This is a genomic window from Qipengyuania psychrotolerans, assembly GCF_019711355.1.
GTDB classification, from domain to species: domain Bacteria; phylum Pseudomonadota; class Alphaproteobacteria; order Sphingomonadales; family Sphingomonadaceae; genus Qipengyuania; species Qipengyuania psychrotolerans.
The window spans coordinates 1,064,467-1,081,843 of record NZ_CP081297.1 but is presented as its reverse complement, the minus strand read 5'-3'; the positions used below and the strand labels follow the sequence as shown (position 1 = coordinate 1,081,843).

At 59.5% G+C, this 17,377-nt stretch carries 13 protein-coding genes; 6 read left to right on the top strand and 7 right to left on the bottom strand.

Annotation, left to right across the window (positions count from 1 at the left end; all coding sequences use genetic code 11):
• Positions 1-14: 14 nt before the first annotated feature.
• The 4 genes from recN to K3166_RS05310 all read right to left on the bottom strand — a co-directional run bounded on the left by recN (position 15) and on the right by K3166_RS05310 (position 6,069).
• A complete protein-coding gene (gene recN, locus K3166_RS05325; RefSeq protein ID WP_221423630.1) occupies positions 15-1,679 on the bottom strand; it encodes a DNA repair protein RecN in 1,665 nt (554 codons plus the stop codon).
• A 78-nt stretch (positions 1,680-1,757) separates the two neighbouring features.
• Entirely contained in the window at positions 1,758-2,945 is a 1,188-nt protein-coding gene (nhaA, locus tag K3166_RS05320; RefSeq protein WP_221423629.1) for a Na+/H+ antiporter NhaA, read from the bottom strand.
• A gap of 207 nt (positions 2,946-3,152) precedes the next feature.
• Positions 3,153-5,213, bottom strand: a complete 2,061-nt coding sequence (locus K3166_RS05315) for a CapA family protein (RefSeq protein ID WP_221423628.1) — start codon at positions 5,211-5,213, stop codon at positions 3,153-3,155.
• Between the two features lie 52 nt (positions 5,214-5,265).
• On the bottom strand, positions 5,266-6,069 hold the full coding sequence (locus K3166_RS05310; RefSeq protein ID WP_221423627.1) for an outer membrane protein assembly factor BamD: 804 nt from the start codon (positions 6,067-6,069) through the stop codon (positions 5,266-5,268).
• A 173-nt stretch (positions 6,070-6,242) separates the two neighbouring features.
• Here K3166_RS05310 and K3166_RS05305 point away from each other — a divergent pair, with 173 nt between their 5' ends.
• A complete protein-coding gene (locus K3166_RS05305; protein WP_221423626.1) occupies positions 6,243-6,422 on the top strand; it encodes a Flp family type IVb pilin in 180 nt (59 codons plus the stop codon).
• A gap of 11 nt (positions 6,423-6,433) precedes the next feature.
• Here the strand turns inward: K3166_RS05305 and proB are convergent, their stop codons facing one another.
• Positions 6,434-7,582 carry a glutamate 5-kinase gene (gene proB, locus K3166_RS05300; RefSeq protein WP_221423625.1) on the bottom strand — a complete coding sequence of 383 codons (1,149 nt, stop codon included), beginning with the start codon at positions 7,580-7,582 and terminating at the stop codon, positions 6,434-6,436.
• Positions 7,583-7,760: 178 nt separating this feature from the next.
• Here proB and K3166_RS05295 point away from each other — a divergent pair, with 178 nt between their 5' ends.
• The 5 genes from K3166_RS05295 to K3166_RS05275 all read left to right on the top strand — a co-directional run bounded on the left by K3166_RS05295 (position 7,761) and on the right by K3166_RS05275 (position 15,083).
• The gene (locus tag K3166_RS05295; RefSeq protein WP_221423624.1) at positions 7,761-8,579 is read left to right on the top strand and encodes a pyrroline-5-carboxylate reductase family protein; all 819 of its coding nucleotides are present in this window, start codon (positions 7,761-7,763) and stop codon (positions 8,577-8,579) included.
• 47 nt (positions 8,580-8,626) lie between these two features.
• The gene (locus K3166_RS05290) at positions 8,627-9,892 is read left to right on the top strand and encodes a glutamate-5-semialdehyde dehydrogenase (RefSeq protein WP_221423623.1); all 1,266 of its coding nucleotides are present in this window, start codon (positions 8,627-8,629) and stop codon (positions 9,890-9,892) included.
• 77 nt (positions 9,893-9,969) lie between these two features.
• Positions 9,970-11,313: a methyl-accepting chemotaxis protein gene (locus tag K3166_RS05285; protein WP_221423622.1), complete on the top strand. Its 1,344-nt coding sequence runs from the start codon at positions 9,970-9,972 to the stop codon at positions 11,311-11,313.
• Between the two features lie 70 nt (positions 11,314-11,383).
• Positions 11,384-12,232, top strand: coding sequence for a hypothetical protein (locus K3166_RS05280; RefSeq protein ID WP_221423621.1), 849 nt, complete (start codon positions 11,384-11,386; stop codon positions 12,230-12,232).
• 55 nt (positions 12,233-12,287) lie between these two features.
• Positions 12,288-15,083, top strand: a complete 2,796-nt coding sequence (locus tag K3166_RS05275; protein WP_221423620.1) for a class I SAM-dependent DNA methyltransferase — start codon at positions 12,288-12,290, stop codon at positions 15,081-15,083.
• A 2-nt stretch (positions 15,084-15,085) separates the two neighbouring features.
• On the opposite strand, the gene K3166_RS05270 is transcribed toward K3166_RS05275, so the two are convergent.
• Together K3166_RS05270 and lepA are read right to left on the bottom strand one after the other, a co-directional pair.
• Positions 15,086-15,418, bottom strand: a complete 333-nt coding sequence (locus K3166_RS05270) for a DUF6481 family protein (protein WP_221423619.1) — start codon at positions 15,416-15,418, stop codon at positions 15,086-15,088.
• Positions 15,419-15,516: 98 nt separating this feature from the next.
• The gene (gene lepA, locus K3166_RS05265; protein WP_221423618.1) at positions 15,517-17,334 is read right to left on the bottom strand and encodes a translation elongation factor 4; all 1,818 of its coding nucleotides are present in this window, start codon (positions 17,332-17,334) and stop codon (positions 15,517-15,519) included.
• Between the last annotated feature and the right edge of the window lie 43 nt (positions 17,335-17,377).

The window sequence follows — 17,377 nt, the reverse complement described above, 5'->3', positions numbered from 1 at the left end:
ACAAGTGCCTGCGATCAGGCTTTTTCCAGCAACCTGTCCGCCTGCGCGCGCGCTTCGGGAGTCACCTCGGCGCCGCTGAGCATCCGGGCGATTTCTTCCTGACGACCGCCATCGTCGAGCAAGGACACACTTGTCTTGGTAACCGTGCCTTCGGACGATTTGGCAATCATGTAATGCGTGTCCCCGCGCGCCGCGACTTGCGGGCTATGCGTGACAGCCAGCAACTGTCCATTGCTCGCCAACCGAGCGAGGCGTTCGCCGATCGCGCTGGCGACCGCGCCGCCGACACCGCGATCAATCTCGTCGAAAATGATCGTGGCCGCCCCGCCCTGCTCGGCCAAGGCGACCTTGAGCGCGAGGATAAAGCGCGACAATTCGCCGCCGCTGGCAATCTTGTTGAGCGGGGCAAAAGCGGCGCCCGGATTGGTGGCGATGAGGAATTCCACGCTGTCCATCCCGTGCGCGCCCCAGCGCTCTTCCGGAAGCGTTACAATGTCCGTCTTGAACCGCGCCGCGTCGAGTTTGAGCGGAGCAAGCTCGCGTGCGACCGCTTCATCCAGTCGCAGCGCTGCCGCAACACGGCTGGCATGGAGCGCCTCGGCCTCGGCCTTGTAACGATCGCCGGATGTCTTCGCCGCCTGTTCAAGCGCATCAAGCTCGGCTTCGCCGCCTTCGATGGAATCGAGTTCGCTGCGCATCTCGCGCATCTTGTCGGGCAATTCGTCCACTTCGCAGCGGTGCTTGCGGGCCAGAGCGCGCAATTCGAACAGCCGCGTTTCCGCTGCATCGAGTGCCTGCGGATCATGCTCCATCGCTTCTGCCGCGGACTGGAGCTTGTCCTCCGCTTCGCCCGCTTCGATTACCGCCCGGTCGAGGGCCTGAAGTGCTTCGGCCAACAAAGGATGTTCTTCGGCAATCCGGTCAAGCCTTCTCGCGGCGACGCGCAGGGATGCCAGGGGAGAATCCGAACCTTCCCAGATATGCCGCAGCTCTTCCAGATCGCCCGCAAGCTTCTCGCCCTTTTGCATGGAGGCCCGGGTTTCTGCGAGGCGTGCTTCTTCTCCCGCTTGCGGTTCCAGCGTTGTGAGTTCCGAAAGATGGGCAAGCAGCAGGTCCTGGTCCAGCTTTGCCTGCTCCAGCGCATTCTTCGCCTCGGCCAGCTGCTGTTCGGCGGCGCGCCATGTGGTCCATGCCTTGCTGACCCGCACAGCGTCAGCACCGGCAAAGCGATCGAGCAGCGCGCGGTGGCCGCGAGGGTTCACCAATCCGCGATCATCGTGCTGTCCATGCAGTTCGACGAGGTGGCCCGCCATCTCGCGCAGCAAGCCCACGCTGACAGGCTGATCATTGACGAAGGCCTTGCTCTTGCCATCGGCCTTGAGCTGTCGCCGGACGATCAGCGGTTCGCCTTCCTCTACGTCGATATCTGCGTCGTCGAGCAGTTCGGCAAGCAAGTCAGGCAGAGCCGCGAATTCAAAACTGGCCGTGGCGCTGGCCTTGCCTTCACCACCGCGAACAAGACCACTGTCGGCACGGTTGCCCAGCACCAGGCCTAGCGAATCAAGCAGGATCGACTTGCCCGCCCCCGTCTCTCCGGTAAGCACACCGAGCCCGCGCCCAAAATCAAGGTCGAGCGCTTCGATGAGCACGATATTGCGGATGGCCAGCCTGGTGAGCATCGCTGCACGGTCTAGACGACGTGCAAGGCTACGTCATCCTCCCTTTGTTCTTTTCGAACAGCCTTGATGCTCAGCCGGTCAAGCGAGGCTTTCCTTGAGTGCTTCTTTCGGCAGAGCCCTGCTGAGGAGGAGGTAGCCTGCGATCGCCGCGATGACCGAACCGGACAGCACCCCGATCTTCACCTGGTTCATTAATGCCGGGTCAGCGAAGGCAAGATTGCCTATAAACAGGCTCATCGTGAAGCCGATTGCAGCAAGCAGGCTCATCGCGTGAAGCTGGCGCCAGTTCACGTCTTCCGGCATTTCGGCAATGCCGGTTTTGATGGCGAGCCAGCCGAAGCCGAAAATCCCGAGCTGTTTGCCGATCAGCAGTCCCAGCGCGATACCCAGTGGGAGCGGCGCGATCAGATCGGAGAACGAAATTCCGCTCAATGAGACACCCGCATTGGCGAAACCGAAAATCGGGATGATCAGGAACGCTACATAATAGTGCAGCGCATGTTCCATCCGGATAAGCGGTTCCTGCCCTCGCGCGGTTAGCGGGATCGTCATCGCCGCAGCAACACCTGCCAGCGTGGCATGGACGCCCGATTTGAGAACGAAGACCCACAGCACGACGGTCAGGATAACATAGGGCCAGCTGTCAGCCACCTTCGCGCGGTTGAGGCCGATCATGGCCGCAAGCGTAATCGCTCCGCCGATCAGCATGTCTGTCTGGACGCTCTCGGTATAGAACAGTGCAATCACGGTGATGGCGCCAATGTCGTCGATGACGGCAACCGCAAGCAGCAGCGCCTTCAATGCGACGGGCACCCGGCTACCCAGCAGCGCGAGAACGCCTAGCGCGAACGCTATGTCGGTGGCTGCGGGAATGGCCCATCCGCTGATCGTGGTCGGATCACCCCAATTGAGTGTGGCATAGATGATTGCCGGAATGCCCATACCGCCGATTGCCATGATCAGCGGGAGCGAGGCCTGACGCCAGCTCGATAGCTGGCCGGTCATGATCTCGCGCTTAACTTCAAGACCGACGAGGAAGAAGAATACAGCCATCAAGCCGTCGTTGATCCACAGCAACAGGGGCTTATCGATAACTGCGCCGCCGATGCCGGCCACCACCGGCAGATCCAGCCACCCGCGATACAGCTCAGCCAAGGGGGAATTTGCAACGACTACGGCAAGCGCAGCGGCCACCATCAGCAATATGCCGCCAGCGGATTCCTTCTGCAGGAAGTCGCGCAGCGTAGGGGCGATAGCTTTGACCATTGACGGCTCCGTAATCGATTTGGATCGATCGGACGCCCGATGGCACCGGTAAGCTGGGAGGGAGGGGGAAAGAGCCTACCAGTGCGCATCGGTTGTCCGATGCGGTCCGACATCACGTGGGCAAGTATGCACACGCCAGAGGGGCCCGGTCCGCAGTGTTTAAATGCGACAAAATCGATCCGGTTTCAAGTGATCGAAAAAAAGTTTTTAGCGGGCGGCCAGTTTTTCGCCCGCTTTGGCGCGGGAATGCGTCCAGCGCCAGGCTTGCGTTGGATCCGACTGGTCGTCTGCGCCGGGCCATTCGATCAATGCGAAATCGTCAATGTCGATCGTCTTCTCGCCCCCATCGCTAGCGTCGGAAAACCGGAATTTCAGAATAAACCGGAAAGCCCGTGCCTTGCCCAGCGTTTCTTCAGGCCGAGTGAACGGGAGGCGAAGATCTTGCCAGTCGTCCGATGCCGACAGGCGTGCAGCGGCGACCACCTCGCCTTTGACTGACGACGTTGGCTTGTCGGTTTCGTGCGGACGGGCTTTGGCGATCAGCTCGATCTCGACATCGCGCGGCACCCTGATCCGTGTTTCCAGCGTGAAATCACGTGCTGAAACATCGCGGATATAGCTGTTGGAATAAAGGTAGGAGGCTTTCGAAGCGCCCTCAGGCAGCAGAGCCATATAGCCATCGCTCTCGGATTCTCGCCGCCGGAAATCTACCCCTGCGTTACGGCTGACCCAAAAGCGATCTGTGGCTTCTGACACGCGCGTATTCTCGAAGTCGCCGCGCGGCACCAGATTGCGCCCGTATTCGATTTCCGGATCGACGCAGGCGGGCGCAAAACTGGCAAGATGCCACGGGCCCGGCGCTTTGCACTCTGGCTCGCTTTCGCGAGGTCGCTTGTGCCAGACCACCGCATGTCCGCCAGAGCGATCGAGCTTCGTACCCATCTCTGCTGAAAGCCAATAGAGCCGCCGCAGAACCGCCTCGCGCATGGTTCCGGTGGCAGGTACCGGGCGATAGTCGAGCATCTGGATCGGCAGCACCTCGGCGCGCAGGAATTTCCCGTTCTCCAGCCATACCTTGAGGCCATAGGTCACATGGGTATGTGGATGCTCCTGGTCGAACAGGAAATTGCCGAGAGAATGGGCGATCAGACCGCCCCGGTAAATCTCGAGCCCATGAGTGACATGCGGATGGTGTCCGATTACCAGCGGCGCGCCTTTCTCGATAGCCGCACGGAACCGGGGAAGTGACATCTCGCTGGGACGGTCGGCATATTCCATGTTCCCATGGAATTGCATGATCGGCGTGTAACCCGCCTTGCGTTCGCGCCGGGTGACTTTTTCGACCACGCTGCGGAGCCCCCATGCAGCCCCGCCCTTGGTCTCGGTGGCGGTCTGGTTGGGCGTCCATGTCCCGCGCCAGCCAACAAAGCCGTAGATCGAGAGCTTCTCGGCAGCGATTTTGAACCGCGATGCGCGCTCGGCCTCCGTCACGTCCATGCCGGCTCCGGACCACGCGACATCGGCCGCGTCGAGCGCGTCAAAGGTCGTACGCAGCCCGGCATCGCGGTAGTCGGCGGTGTGGTTGTTGCCCAGCGAGACATGATCGATACCCGCCCTCGCCAATGCCTGCGGCAATTCAGGGGGCGAGAAAAACAGGTATTTCTTGGGCGCAGGCGGTCCCGGCTGCTCGGCTGCAACCACCGATTCCAGATTAATTGATGCAAGGTCGCTGTGCGCGAAATAGGGTTTGATCGCAGTGAACAGCTGGTCGAGATCCTGGTCCAACGTGACCCGGTCGAGCACCGCTTTCTCGCCGCGACGGGCAGAAAAATAGCGGCGGCCAGCCATTGAATCGCCGCCGAAGAACAGCTCCACCCTGCCCTTTTTACGCGCGACCAATTCGATCGCCGGGATCGCCAGACAGTGGCACGAATCGTCCGCTATCTCGGCATTCCCGAAAGTCTGCATGCTGCGAAAAATTCGTTCGCCGCTAATCTGGACGAAGTAGTAGGCAGACCGGGGAACGCTCGCGGCGAAGTGTCCCTGTGCATCGGTTTTCGCAATTTTACCGTTGATGCTCACATCGACCGAGGAGAGATCGATCCGGTCGCGCCTGCCGTCGAGCATCCCCTCTACAAGGATTTCCCCCGGCCGGATATCCTCTCCGCCAACGAGGGAATGTTCCGGGTGCGCGTGTGCATCCTCGGCCACCGTAAATGTCGCCAGCGCAATTACGCACACCACCCAACGAAAAAGCGCCCCCATCATGGGAGCGCCTTAGCGTAGGATATGCCTAAATTTCGTTAATCGTGATCGCGGATCAGCTGGCGCTGACGCCTGCCGCGTGATCCTCGATCAGTTCGAAAGCCTTCTCGTACCATTCGCTGCCCGGATAATTGGCACCGAGGACGGCTGCATATTTCACAGCTTCGGGACGAACACCAAGAGCGAGGCTGGATTCTGTGAGGCGGTAGAGAGCTTCCGGTGCGTGGCTGGTTGTCTGATATGTTTCGACCACGTTCTGGAACCGGATTTGCGCCGCGATCCACTTGCCGGAACGCTGGTAATATCGGCCGATTTCCATCTCCTTGCCAGCGAGGTGATCGCGCACAAGGTCAATTTTCAAACGAGCATCTGCCGCATAGGAAGTCTGCGGAAAACGGCGGTCCACTTCGCGCAGGGCAGTCAGTGCCTGCTCGGTTACCTTCTGATCGCGCTGAACGTCACTGATCTGTTCGTAATAGCTGAGGGCGATCAGGTAATAGGCGTAAGGCGCATCCTTGTTACCCGGATGGATCGACAGGAAACGCTGCGCCGAAGATACCGACTTGTTGTAATCGCTGGCGACGTAATAGCTGAATGCAGACATCAGCTGGGCACGGCGGGCCCACGGCGAATAGGGATGCTGACGTTCAACCTCGTCAAACAGCGCAGCCGCCAACTGAGGCTGGCCGCGATCGAGCCGCGAGCGCGCTTCAGCGTAAAGCGTTTCCACGTCGCGCGCGACGTAAGCTGTATCTTCCGGGCCGCCCCCGCCGCGGCTTGCACAGCCAGCAGTCAGGAGGGTCGCACCCAAAAGGGCACCGAGGGCGAGTTTGCGAGAGAAACGCGAGTTGGTCGTCATGGCGACGAGCCTATAACCACCCCCCCGCTGAACGCCAAGTGAAGTTCTCAAGGCATCCACGAGATTAACGCCGCGATGGTGTACGCGGATTAACCCGCCTTTTTTCCGGAATATAAACCGAACCGGGCCGAGGTTAGCGACTGAAAGCCACCATCACACGGGAGCGTTGCTCAATGCGCGTTATAAGAAGCATCGTGAAAGACCAGGCGGGAGCGACTGCGATCGAATACGGTCTGATCACCGCTCTGATCGCTGTGGCCGCCATTACAGCATTGCAGTCGCTGGGTCCGGAATTGTCGACTACTTTCAACACGGTAGATACCGCGATGGCGAGCGGCAACGCCGCGGTCTGAACTGTCCGGCCTTACCCTTCGCTCATCGACGAAGGGGCATCCCAAAGGACATGCCGGGTATCGAGCATTACAAGATTGTTGTGGCGTATGATTTCGCCCTTGGTGCGATAACCCAGCAATTGCTCGGCTTCGGTCTCCGGATTGTTGATCATCACGCGCAGTTCTTCAGATGTAAAATCGGAAAGTCCGCGCGCGCGCTCGACCCCGTTGCTATCGTAAATGTGCAGCACGTCGCCCCGGGTGAAGTCGCCATCGGCAGAAATGACATCAACACGGCGGATCGGCCGATTAACCTCGGCCAATTCAGTGGCCACGGTTTCCGAAACAACCAGGCTGCCAGCCATTTGCAGGCGATTGGTGATCCAGCTGTCCCAACCTGACATCGGTTCCGGATTCGGAAAGAATTTGGTCGCTCGGCCGGTGCCTTCGAGGACGCGCGAAAGCGGCCTGTCCGCCTCACCTTGCGCAATCCACGTGGTGACCCCCGCCTCCTGGGCCATATTGGCAGCCTGAAGCTTGGTTTCCATTCCGCCCGTCCCAAGAGTGCTCTTGCCCTTGGTTGCATCCATGTAATCATTCACATCATGCACCTCGGGGACAAACTTGGCCTCGGGATCATCCGGATTGCGATCATAAAGGCCGTCTACACCGGTAAGAATGATGAAGTCGCTTGCGCCGACCATCTGAGCAACCTTGGCAGCCAGACGGTCGTTATCGCCGACCCGGATTTCTTCCGTCGTGATGGTATCGTTTTCATTGACGATCGGCATGATGCCAGAACTCAGCAGCCGGTGGACAGTGTTGCGCGTGTTGAGGAAACGGCGATGATCTTCGAAATCCCCCAAAGTGAGCAACACTTGGGCGATATCGAACCCGAATTCATGTCCGACCTGCTTGTATGCATTGAGGAGCAAGGGCATTCCGCATGCAGCAGCCGCCTGCTTGTCGGATACGCCTGCGCTCTGGGGAGTTTCACCGATTATACGCAGGCCCAGTGCCACCGAGCCGGAGGAACAGACGATTACGTTCCAGTCTTGCGATCGCAGATGGGCGATGTCCTCCATAAGACGCTGGAGGAAGCCGTAGCGCGGTGTTAGCAAATCCTGATTTGCGAGCAGCGCGGACCCGATTTTAACAACAATGGTCTTTGGTTTGGTCATAGTCGAAATATTATTCAGCCTTGAAATTTTCAGAAAGACATATAGATGGTAATGGTGCACTGCACAATAGGGAATACGAAATTTATCGTATAGCTCCTAAAATATACCAACTCACGGCTATCATCCATTGCGGATGATTAACTACAACTAGTTGTTACAAGAACTGTTTACTTATTAAATGCACCGAGACGTGCGGAAATGGCAAAAGACTATTATTAATTCTGTTCTTATTGTCGGATGCGGAAAAATGGGCTCCGCTCTATTGGAACAATGGTCCAAGGGGCCGGAGGCGATCACCGTTATCGATCCGGGTCAGAACAGCGTTCCTGGCGGTGCCAGCCTCCTCGCTGATCGCGGGGCACTGGGTGAAGAGCGCTTCGATTGCATCATAGTCGCGGTGAAGCCGCAAATGATCGACGATGTCATGCCCGCTTACAAACAGCACCTGAGCGATGACGGCTATGTCATTTCGATTGCAGCTGGTTACACCTCGGCGCGATTGGCGCAGGTCCTCCATGGCGCACCGGTTATCCGCGTGATGCCGAACCTGCCCGCCGCCATCGGACGCGGTGTAAGCGGGATCTGTCCGGCGCCGGACGTAAGCAGCGCTCATCTCCAGCACGCTCAGGACTTCATGGCGCGTGCCGGGACCACAGTAACAGTGCAAACCGAAGAAGAGCTGGACCATGTGACCGCAGTGGCCGGATCCGGCCCGGGTTATGTCTTCGAGATCGCCCGTGCCTATGTCGAAGTCGCCATGGAGCATGGGTTTTCGGAAGAGCAAGCGCGGGAAATGGTGCTTGGCACGATGGGCGGTGCAATCGAGATGGCAAGCGCGCAAGGCGCACCTCCGCTTGAAGAACTGCGCAACTCCGTCACCAGCAAGGGTGGCACGACAGCGGCAGGTCTCGATGCGCTGAACGGCGACGGCGGACTGACCGAACGGCTGCGCGCGACCTTGCAAGCCTGTTTCGACCGGGCGGTCGAGCTTCGCTGATTGAACAGCGCCTCCCGCCCGCCACATTGAACTGATAAAGAGATACTATGACCGACCAGACACTCGACCCGCAGATCCATATCCACGAACTTGGCGAACGCGCCCGCAAGGCCGCACGCGGACTGGTTTCCGCCAGCACCGACGCCAAGAACACTGCCCTGCGCGAAGCAGCGAGGGCGCTTCGTGAAGCAGCCCCAGCCCTGCTTGAAGCGAATGACAGGGACGTGGCCAGCGTTGCGGGCAAGAAGCCCGAGAGCTTCATCGACCGCCTGCGCCTGACCAATGACCGCATCGAAGCCATGGCCTGCGCACTTGAAGAAATTGCCGAACTGCCCGATCCCGTGGGCCGTAATCTGGCGACTTTCGACCGTCCGAATGGCCTGAAGATCGAACGCGTTGCCGTGCCCATCGGCGTGGTCGGGATGATTTACGAAAGCAGGCCAAATGTTGGCGCCGATGCATCGGCCCTCTGCCTCAAAAGCGGGAATGCGATTATCCTGCGGGGCGGCAGCGAGAGCCGCCATTCAACCCGGGTCATCGTGGAAGCGATGCAGAGCGGCCTCGTTGCAGCAGGCCTGCCCAGGGACGCAGTTCAAACAGTGCAAACGACTGATCGTGCCGCTGTTGCAGCCTTGCTCAAGGCGGACGAGTTCGTCGACCTGGTCATCCCGCGCGGCGGACGCGGCCTGGTTGAACTGGTGCGCGATCAGGCAAGCGTGCCAACGCTGCTGCACCTCGACGGCAATTGCCACAGCTATGTCCATGAGGCTGCCGACATCGACAAGGCGGTCGAGGTCATTCACAATGCCAAGCTGCGCCGGACCGGTGTCTGCGGCGCAACCGAAAGTATTGTGATCGACCGGGCCGTTGCGGACCAGTTCGTGCCAAAAATTGCTGACGCGATGGGTGCCGATTGCGAACTGCGCGGCGATGCCGAAGCCGTGGCTCTCGATAACCGGATCAAGCTTGCCAACGAAGACGACTGGAACACTGAATATCTCGGTCCCATCGCCAGCATCAAGATTGTCGATGGTCTCGATGACGGGATCGCCTGGGTCGAGAAGCATTCCAGCCATCACACAGACGCCATCCTGACGGAAGATGATACCGCCGCTCGCAAATTCCTGCTCGCAGTCGACAGCGCGGTCGTAATGCACAATGCGTCCACCCAGTTCTCCGACGGCGGCGAGTTCGGCATGGGTGCGGAAATCGGCATCGCAACAGGCAAGATGCACGCCCGCGGTCCGGTCGGGCTGGAGCAGTTGTGCAGCTTCAAATACCTGGTTCACGGGGATGGCCAAATCCGGCCGTAGAGGCCGCTACGAGGCGTTAACCACAATGTAAATTCCCTAGCGTATCCCGCTCATTACAGCTTTGAGTGGGAGTGCGAATGTCTGATCAGGCCAGGGGAAAGAGCGCGTCAATCCACGTTGAGGAGCGGCTTGAAGTCTTCGGCTGCACCCCTGATGCGCTGCGCCTGCTCGAACAGATCTGGACCGAGGTCGAACCCCGCCTCGATTGGGTGATGGAGGTCGTCGAGCCGCGGCTGCTGAAAGCCATCGTCGCTGGACAGGTATCTGCAGGTTGCGATGTGGCAGCCACGGTTAGTGCATTTCATGAGTGCATGATCGTTCACCTTGGCAGGCCAATTGACAACAACTGGATGCGCGTTGCTGCAAGTGTCGGCAGCTGGATCACCGAAAACGATGCTCAGCCATATGTCGTAATTGCAATGATGCAGGATTGCTTCGCACGCGCAGCCGGCATTGCGAGCGAGAAAGCTGCAGACAGCGCAGAGCGCGCCAGTCGCCTCGCGATACTTGGTGCCGTCAATCACATGGCTTGTGAGCTGGCTGTCGCACGGGTCAACCGCATCTCGATGCACCGCGAAGCCGAACGGCGCGAGAAGATCGCGCAACAATTCCGCTCCACAATCGCGGAGCTCGTATCCGAAACCACGAAGCGCAGTAGCGCAATCAGCCTGATGGCCGGCCGGGCCAAGGATTCTACTCGCCAGCTGGTAGTAGATGCAGCAGAAATCGCCTCGGCAGCTGAACAATCCGCGCAGGTCATGAACAACGCCGCGAAGGAATCCGCTACGCTGGTGCACAGCATCGACACCACCCGCCAGTCGGTCAGCGAGATCAGCCGTGTCTCGACCGACGCCGCGCGCGAAGCGGACAGCGCCAGCGCAGTCATTGCCGCCCTCAGCCAGCACACCTCCGAGATTGAGACAGTTGTGAAAATGATCCGCGATCTGGCGGACCTCACCCGCATGCTCGCCCTTAACGCCACGATCGAGGCGGCTCACGCAGGCGCTGCAGGGCGCGGGTTCGCGGTTGTCGCCGAGGAGGTTAAAGCGCTCGCCCGCCAGACCGAGAAAGCTACCGACGAAATCGTGCGCCAGGTTGCCGGTATCCAGTCATCGGGCAGTCGCACCGTCGATGCCAACATCGCGATCGCGCAGAGCATCGGCCAAGTGTCATCTTCCACCGCCAATTTCGAAATCACGATGGAAGATCAGTCGGGCCAGGTGACCACTATTGCCAGCATGATCGACGAAACCGCGATGACTGCCCGCGCCATGGCAGACACCGTGTCCTCGATCCGCAGTTCGGCCGAGCAGGTCGACAGTCAGGCCAACAACGTCGAAGACGCCTTCTCGAGCGTGAACGAGCAGCTGCTGAAGCTCGATGCAGCGGTGAACGATTTCCTCAAGGACATCGCAGCCTAGGCCTCCCGCCCGGGCTCCTGCCGACCCGCCCCGGTTTCCTACTCCGCCCGTTTCTGCTCCATCCTCGCTGATGGACGACACACCCCGCACACCTTCGCCCCGCACCACCCTGCCCGCCTTTACCCCGGTTCCCCGGCTCAAGGATCGTAGCAACGGCTGGAAACCCCATGTCCAGCGCGCCTTTATCGAGGCGCTGGCGGATACCGGCAGCGTGACTTCTGCCTGCCGCATGGTCCGCCGCAGCACGCACGGCGCCTATCTCCTGCGCCGCCAGCCCGGGGCGGACAGCTTCCGCAAGGCATGGGAAGCCGCGCTCGATCTCGGCATGCAGCGGGTCGAGGACGTGGCGATGGACCGCGCGCTGAACGGGGTGGAGGTGCCCGTGTATTCCTATGGCCAGCTGGTCGGCACGCGCACCTCCTATAACGACCGCCTGCTCATGTTCATGCTGAGAAACCGCGCCTCCGATCGCTTTGCCGAAGGGCGGGCCAAGTGCATGAACGCGATCGGCAAGATGGAGGTCGAGCGGCTGAAGAAAGGCTGGCTGGAAGAAGCGCGCAAGGAATGGGAGGCCGAACGCCGCGCCACCGCCGGCGAGCGTGAGGATGCCACCTATGCCTCCATCGACGCCAAGCTGACCGCGATGCGCAAACGCCAGCTGGACCACATGAGCCCCCGCACCCGCGCCGCCTACGCCGAATACCGCCGCCTCGCCGATCTGGACAGGGAGGAGGAATACAAATGGTGGGAAGACCCGGCCCACCCGCTGAACGCCAAGTCCTCGCCCCGCGCGCAGGAGGAGGAGGACGAGTCCAGGCTCCTACCCCCGCCCGGCTGGCGCAAGGGCCCGCTGCCGAAACTGGATGAGCCGCAGGAGAACCCGAAGTGGCGGGACCTCAAGGATGAGGGGTGGGATTAGGTATAAGGTTTGAAAACGTCTTGTTATTCCTCGCACTTAATTCGATAGATCGAGCATGAGACTGGGATGGGACGAAATCGCGCGGCGCGCCAAAGCCTTCAGCGAAGAATGGGATGACGCCCACTACGAAAAGGGCGAGACTCAGAGCTTTTACAATGACTTTTTCGAAGTCTTCGGCATCAAACGACGTCAGGTTGCGGTCTACGAACAGCGCGTAAAGCTGATCGAAAACAAACAGGGCTTCATCGACCTGTTCTGGCCCCGCACACTTCTGATTGAACAGAAAAGCGCCGGACTGAGACTGGATCGAGCACAAGGCCAAGCGCTCGATTACCTGAACGGTGTCCACCCAACCGAACAACCCCGTTGGATACTGACCTGCGATTTCCAGCGTTGGAACCTCCTCGATCTGGAAAGCGGCAAGGAGCTTAGGTTCCGGCTGGCCGACCTGCATAAGCACGTTACCGCCTTCGATTTCATGCTCGGCAGGAAGGTCAGTTTTGAGCGTCAGGAAACGGTCACCATTAAGGCGGCCGAACTCATGGGCCGCATCCACGATGCGCTAGAAGACAATAATTACACCGGCCACGATCTGGAACGCTTCCTCGTGCGGCTGCTGTTCTGCATGTTCGCCGACGACACCGGCATCTTCCAGCCGAAGGACATCTTCCTCCAACTGATCGAGAACGACACGCTACCTGACGGCAGCAATGTCGGGCGCGTCATCAACGAATTGTTCGAAGTGCTCGACACTCCCGAAGACCAGCGGCAAGCTAATCTCTCGGGCGAGCTTTCGGCCTTTCCCTATGTCAATGGGCGGCTCTTCCGGGAGAACCTGCGCACCCCGATTTTCGATGCCAAGATGCGCGAGGATTTGCTCGATGCCTGCCGTCACGACTGGTCAGCGGTCAGCCCGGCCATTTTCGGCAGTCTTTTCCAGAGCGTCATGGACGCGAAGGAACGCCGGGCGAAAGGCGCGCACTACACCAGCGAAGAGAATATCCTGAAGGTCATCGGCCCGCTGTTCCTCGACGATCTTCGCGAGGAACTGGAAGCGCTGAAGGCACGCAAGACGGCCAAGGAAAAGCTGCTGCTGGAATTTCAGGCGCGGCTGTCTCGTATGCGCTTCCTCGATCCGGCTTGCGGCTGCGGCAACTTCCTCGTCATCGCCTATCGCGAGGTGCGGCGGCTGGAACTGGAATGTCTCCAGGAACTCTATGGCAATCAGCGAATAGATGCGGAGCTGATGACCCGCGTCACGGTCGACCAGTTCTTCGGCATCGAATACGAGGAATTTCCGGCGATGATCGCCGAGGTCGCCATGTGGATGGCCGACCATATCGCGAATAACGAAATCAACGAAGCTTTCCGCCTCAACTACGCCCGCATCCCGCTGTCCGGCGGCGCGACGATCTGCCATGGCGACGCGCTTGAGTTGGACTGGAACGATGTGCTTCCGGCAGAGAAATGCAGCTTCGTGATGGGGAACCCGCCTTTTGTGGGACAAAGCTATCAGTCCAAGGCGCAGCGCGCACAAATGGCGCGCATCATTGATGCGCCCAATGGGCGAGCCGGATCGCTGGACTATGTGGCGGCTTGGTTCTTGAAAGCGGGCGCGTACCTTCAAGAGAATAACCGCATCCGCATTTCTTTCGTTTCCACCAACTCTATAACGCAGGGCGAACAGGTAGCACAGCTATGGCCGGTCCTGTTCGACCGCTATGGGTTGGAAATCGCGTTCGCGCACCGGACCTTCAACTGGTTCAGCGAGGCGCGCGGTAAAGCGCATGTGCATGTGGTGATCGTTGGCCTAACGCACAGAAATTTCGAGCCAAAGGAAAAACGGCTCTTCAGTTATCCGGATATCAAGGCCGACCCTGTCGAAAGTCGGCATTCGGCGCTGACGACGTATTTGTTTGATGCGAAGGGTGCGTCGGATCGACATCTTGTAGTCAAAGATACGCGTAAGCCGCTGTCGGCCCCAAAAGCTATGAGAATGGGAAGCAAGATTGTCGATGGTGGACACCTCATTTTTAACAACAATGAGAAAGCCGATTTTCTCGCCAATGAGCCAGCAGCGGCAACATACTTAGTCCCCTTGGTCGGGTCTCGCGAATATATACATAATTCAAATCGCTGGATTTTGTCGTTGTCTTCGGCTTCCCCTGCCGAAATTCGCAGGATGTCATCCGTAGTCGAGCGGTTGCGTCGCGTCAGCGAATTTAGGGCAACGAGTAAAAAAGCAGCTACAAAAAAGTTGGCAAAATTTCCAACGGAGTTCGAAGTTTCTACGATTCCGAAGGACAAGTTTCTAGTATTTCCAGAGGTCAGCTCCGAGCGAAGGGATTACGTTCCGATTGGTTGGCTCGATGCTCCCACACTTCCTTCCAACCTCGTGCAAACTTTCGAAGACGCGACACTCTACGATTTCGCTATTCTTACCAGCCGGACCAATATGGCTTGGCTCAGTCATGTGGGAGGCCGCCTCGAAAGCCGATACCGCTACTCAATCGGCCTCGTTTACAACACCTTCCCCTGGCCCGAAGCCTCGCCTGCCCAGCGCGAAAGAATCGAAGAGCTTGCCCAAGCCGTACTCGACGCGCGCGAGGAGCATCCAACCTCCAGCCTTGCCGATCTCTACGATCCCGACACCATGCCCGCCAATCTGCGTAAGGCGCATGCCGCGCTCGATACAGCGGTCGACCGGCTCTATCGCCGCGCACCCTTCGAAAGCGACCGCGACCGGGTGGAGCACCTGTTCGGCCTCTACGAGAAATTGGTGAACCCTCTCTCCGACGCGCCAAAGCAAAACAAGCGCACTGCGCGCAAGCGCGCTAGCAGAAAGGGCTAGGTTCAGCCCTTCTTCCGCTTCTTCCGCGCAGCATACTTCGCATCGCGCGCAGCCTTGAGTTCTGCTTCGGTCGGCTCCGGAATGGCGTCGGCTTCGGCTTTCGCCTTGGCGGCGGCCAGTTTCTCTTCCTTCGCCTTGGCGATGGCTTCGCGGCGCGCGGCGCTCTTTTCGGCGGCGGCGGCTTCCTTGGCGGCCAGTGCGGCCTTGCGCTTCTCGGCCAGTTCCGGATCGACGGGTGCCTTGGCCTTGGCGGCCATTTTCTTCAGGGCTTTCTCGCGGGCCTTTTCGGCAAGTGCGGTGCGTTCCTGAAATGTGGGTTGCTTGAAAGAAGCCATGTTTACTCAATTCGTTTCTGGTTGGCCGGATCCGGTCCGGCTGGAATGGTATGGCGGGGCGGCGGGCGCCCCGAAAATAGCAAGCGGAAGCAGGCGGTTTATTCGTCGCCCATCCGCAGTGCAGCGATGAACGCTTCCTGCGGAATGCTGACGTTGCCGTACTCGCGCATTTTGGCCTTACCCTTTTTCTGCTTTTCCAGCAGCTTTTTCTTGCGGCTGATGTCGCCGCCGTAACATTTGGCGGTCACATCCTTGCGCATGGCGGCGATGGTTTCGCGGGCGATAACCTTGCCCCCGATGGCCGCTTGGATCGGCACCTTGAACAGATGGCGCGGGATCAGGTCCTTCAGCCGTTCGCACATGCCGCGTCCACGCGCCTCGGCCACATCACGGTGGACGATCATGGACAGCGCATCGACCGGTTCGTTGTTCACCAGGATGCTCATCTTCACCAGATCGCCCTGACGCAGCCCGATCTGTTCGTAGTCGAAGCTGGCATAGCCGCGGCTGATGGATTTGAGGCGGTCGTAGAAATCGAACACCACTTCGTTCAGCGGCAGCTCGTAAGTCACCTGTGCGCGGCCGCCGACATAGGTCAGGTCCACCTGGATACCGCGCCGGTCCTGGCACAGTTTCAGGATGGAGCCGAGGTATTCGTCGGGCGTGTAGATGACTGCCTTGATCCACGGTTCGTCGATCTGTTCGATCCGGCTGGGATCGGGATAATCGGCGGGGTTGTGCAGCATCATTTCCTGCGCCGGATCGGTCCGCGATTTGTTGAGCTGGATGCGGTAGACCACCGACGGTGCGGTGGTGATCAGGTCCAGATCATATTCGCGGGTCAGGCGTTCCTGGATGATCTCGAGGTGCAGCAGGCCGAGGAAGCCTGCGCGAAAGCCGAAGCCGAGCGCGGCGCTGCTTTCCGTTTCGAAGGTAAAGCTGGCGTCATTTAGGCGCAGCTTGCCGATGCTGTCGCGCAGTTTTTCGAAGTCTGCCGCGTCGACCGGGAACAGGCCGCAGAAGACCACCGGCTGGACTTCCTTGTAGCCCGGCAGCGCCTTTTCCGCCCCGCCCTTGAGCGTGGTGATTGTGTCGCCGACCTTGGCCTGTTCGACTTCCTTGATCTGCGCGGTGATGAAGCCGATCTCGCCCGGGCCGAGTTCCGGCAGCTCGACACGCTTCGGCGTGAAACAGCCCACGCGGTCGATCAAATGCTGGGTGCCGCCCTGCATGAATTTGACGTTGAGGCCCTTCTTGATGACCCCGTCGATCACCCGGACGAGGATGACCACGCCGAGGTAGGGATCGTACCAGCTGTCGACCAGCATGGCTTTCAGCGGCGCGTCGCGCTCACCCTTGGGCGGTGGGATGCGTTTGACCAGCGCTTCGAGCGTGTCTTCAATGCCGATGCCGGATTTGGCGGAGGTGAGGACGGCGTCCGACGCATCGAGGCCGATGATATCCTCGATCTCCTTGCGGACCATGTCGGGTTCTGCGGCGGGAAGGTCGATCTTGTTGATGACAGGGACGATTTCGTGATCGTGCTCGATCGACTGGTAGACATTGGCGAGGGTCTGCGCCTCTACGCCCTGGGCAGCGTCAACGACCAGCAGCGCGCCTTCGCACGCGGCGAGGCTGCGGCTGACTTCGTAGGCGAAGTCGACATGGCCAGGCGTGTCCATGAGGTTAAGCTCATAGGTTTCGCCGTCCTTGGCGGTGTAATTGAGGCGCACGGTCTGCGCCTTGATGGTGATGCCGCGCTCTTTCTCGATGTCCATGTTATCAAGGACTTGCTCGGACATCTCACGCTCGGTCAGCCCGCCGCATTGCTGGATCAGCCGGTCAGCAAGCGTGGACTTGCCGTGGTCAATATGCGCGATAATGGAAAAGTTGCGGATCTTGGAAAGGTCAGTCATTGCAAAGCGCCTTTAGCGCCGCAAAACTGCCGTGTCAGCCGTA

Coding starts and splice junctions, on each gene's coding strand:
- recN (WP_221423630.1), bottom strand. CDS start 1,679: ATGCTCACCAGGCTGGCCATCCGCAATATCGTGCTCATCGAAGCGCTC.
- nhaA (WP_221423629.1), bottom strand. CDS start 2,945: ATGGTCAAAGCTATCGCCCCTACGCTGCGCGACTTCCTGCAGAAGGAA.
- K3166_RS05315 (WP_221423628.1), bottom strand. CDS start 5,213: ATGATGGGGGCGCTTTTTCGTTGGGTGGTGTGCGTAATTGCGCTGGCG.
- K3166_RS05310 (WP_221423627.1), bottom strand. CDS start 6,069: ATGACGACCAACTCGCGTTTCTCTCGCAAACTCGCCCTCGGTGCCCTT.
- K3166_RS05305 (WP_221423626.1), top strand. CDS start 6,243: ATGCGCGTTATAAGAAGCATCGTGAAAGACCAGGCGGGAGCGACTGCG.
- proB (WP_221423625.1), bottom strand. CDS start 7,582: ATGACCAAACCAAAGACCATTGTTGTTAAAATCGGGTCCGCGCTGCTC.
- K3166_RS05295 (WP_221423624.1), top strand. CDS start 7,761: ATGCACCGAGACGTGCGGAAATGGCAAAAGACTATTATTAATTCTGTT.
- K3166_RS05290 (WP_221423623.1), top strand. CDS start 8,627: ATGACCGACCAGACACTCGACCCGCAGATCCATATCCACGAACTTGGC.
- K3166_RS05285 (WP_221423622.1), top strand. CDS start 9,970: ATGTCTGATCAGGCCAGGGGAAAGAGCGCGTCAATCCACGTTGAGGAG.
- K3166_RS05280 (WP_221423621.1), top strand. CDS start 11,384: ATGGACGACACACCCCGCACACCTTCGCCCCGCACCACCCTGCCCGCC.
- K3166_RS05275 (WP_221423620.1), top strand. CDS start 12,288: ATGAGACTGGGATGGGACGAAATCGCGCGGCGCGCCAAAGCCTTCAGC.
- K3166_RS05270 (WP_221423619.1), bottom strand. CDS start 15,418: ATGGCTTCTTTCAAGCAACCCACATTTCAGGAACGCACCGCACTTGCC.
- lepA (WP_221423618.1), bottom strand. CDS start 17,334: ATGACTGACCTTTCCAAGATCCGCAACTTTTCCATTATCGCGCATATT.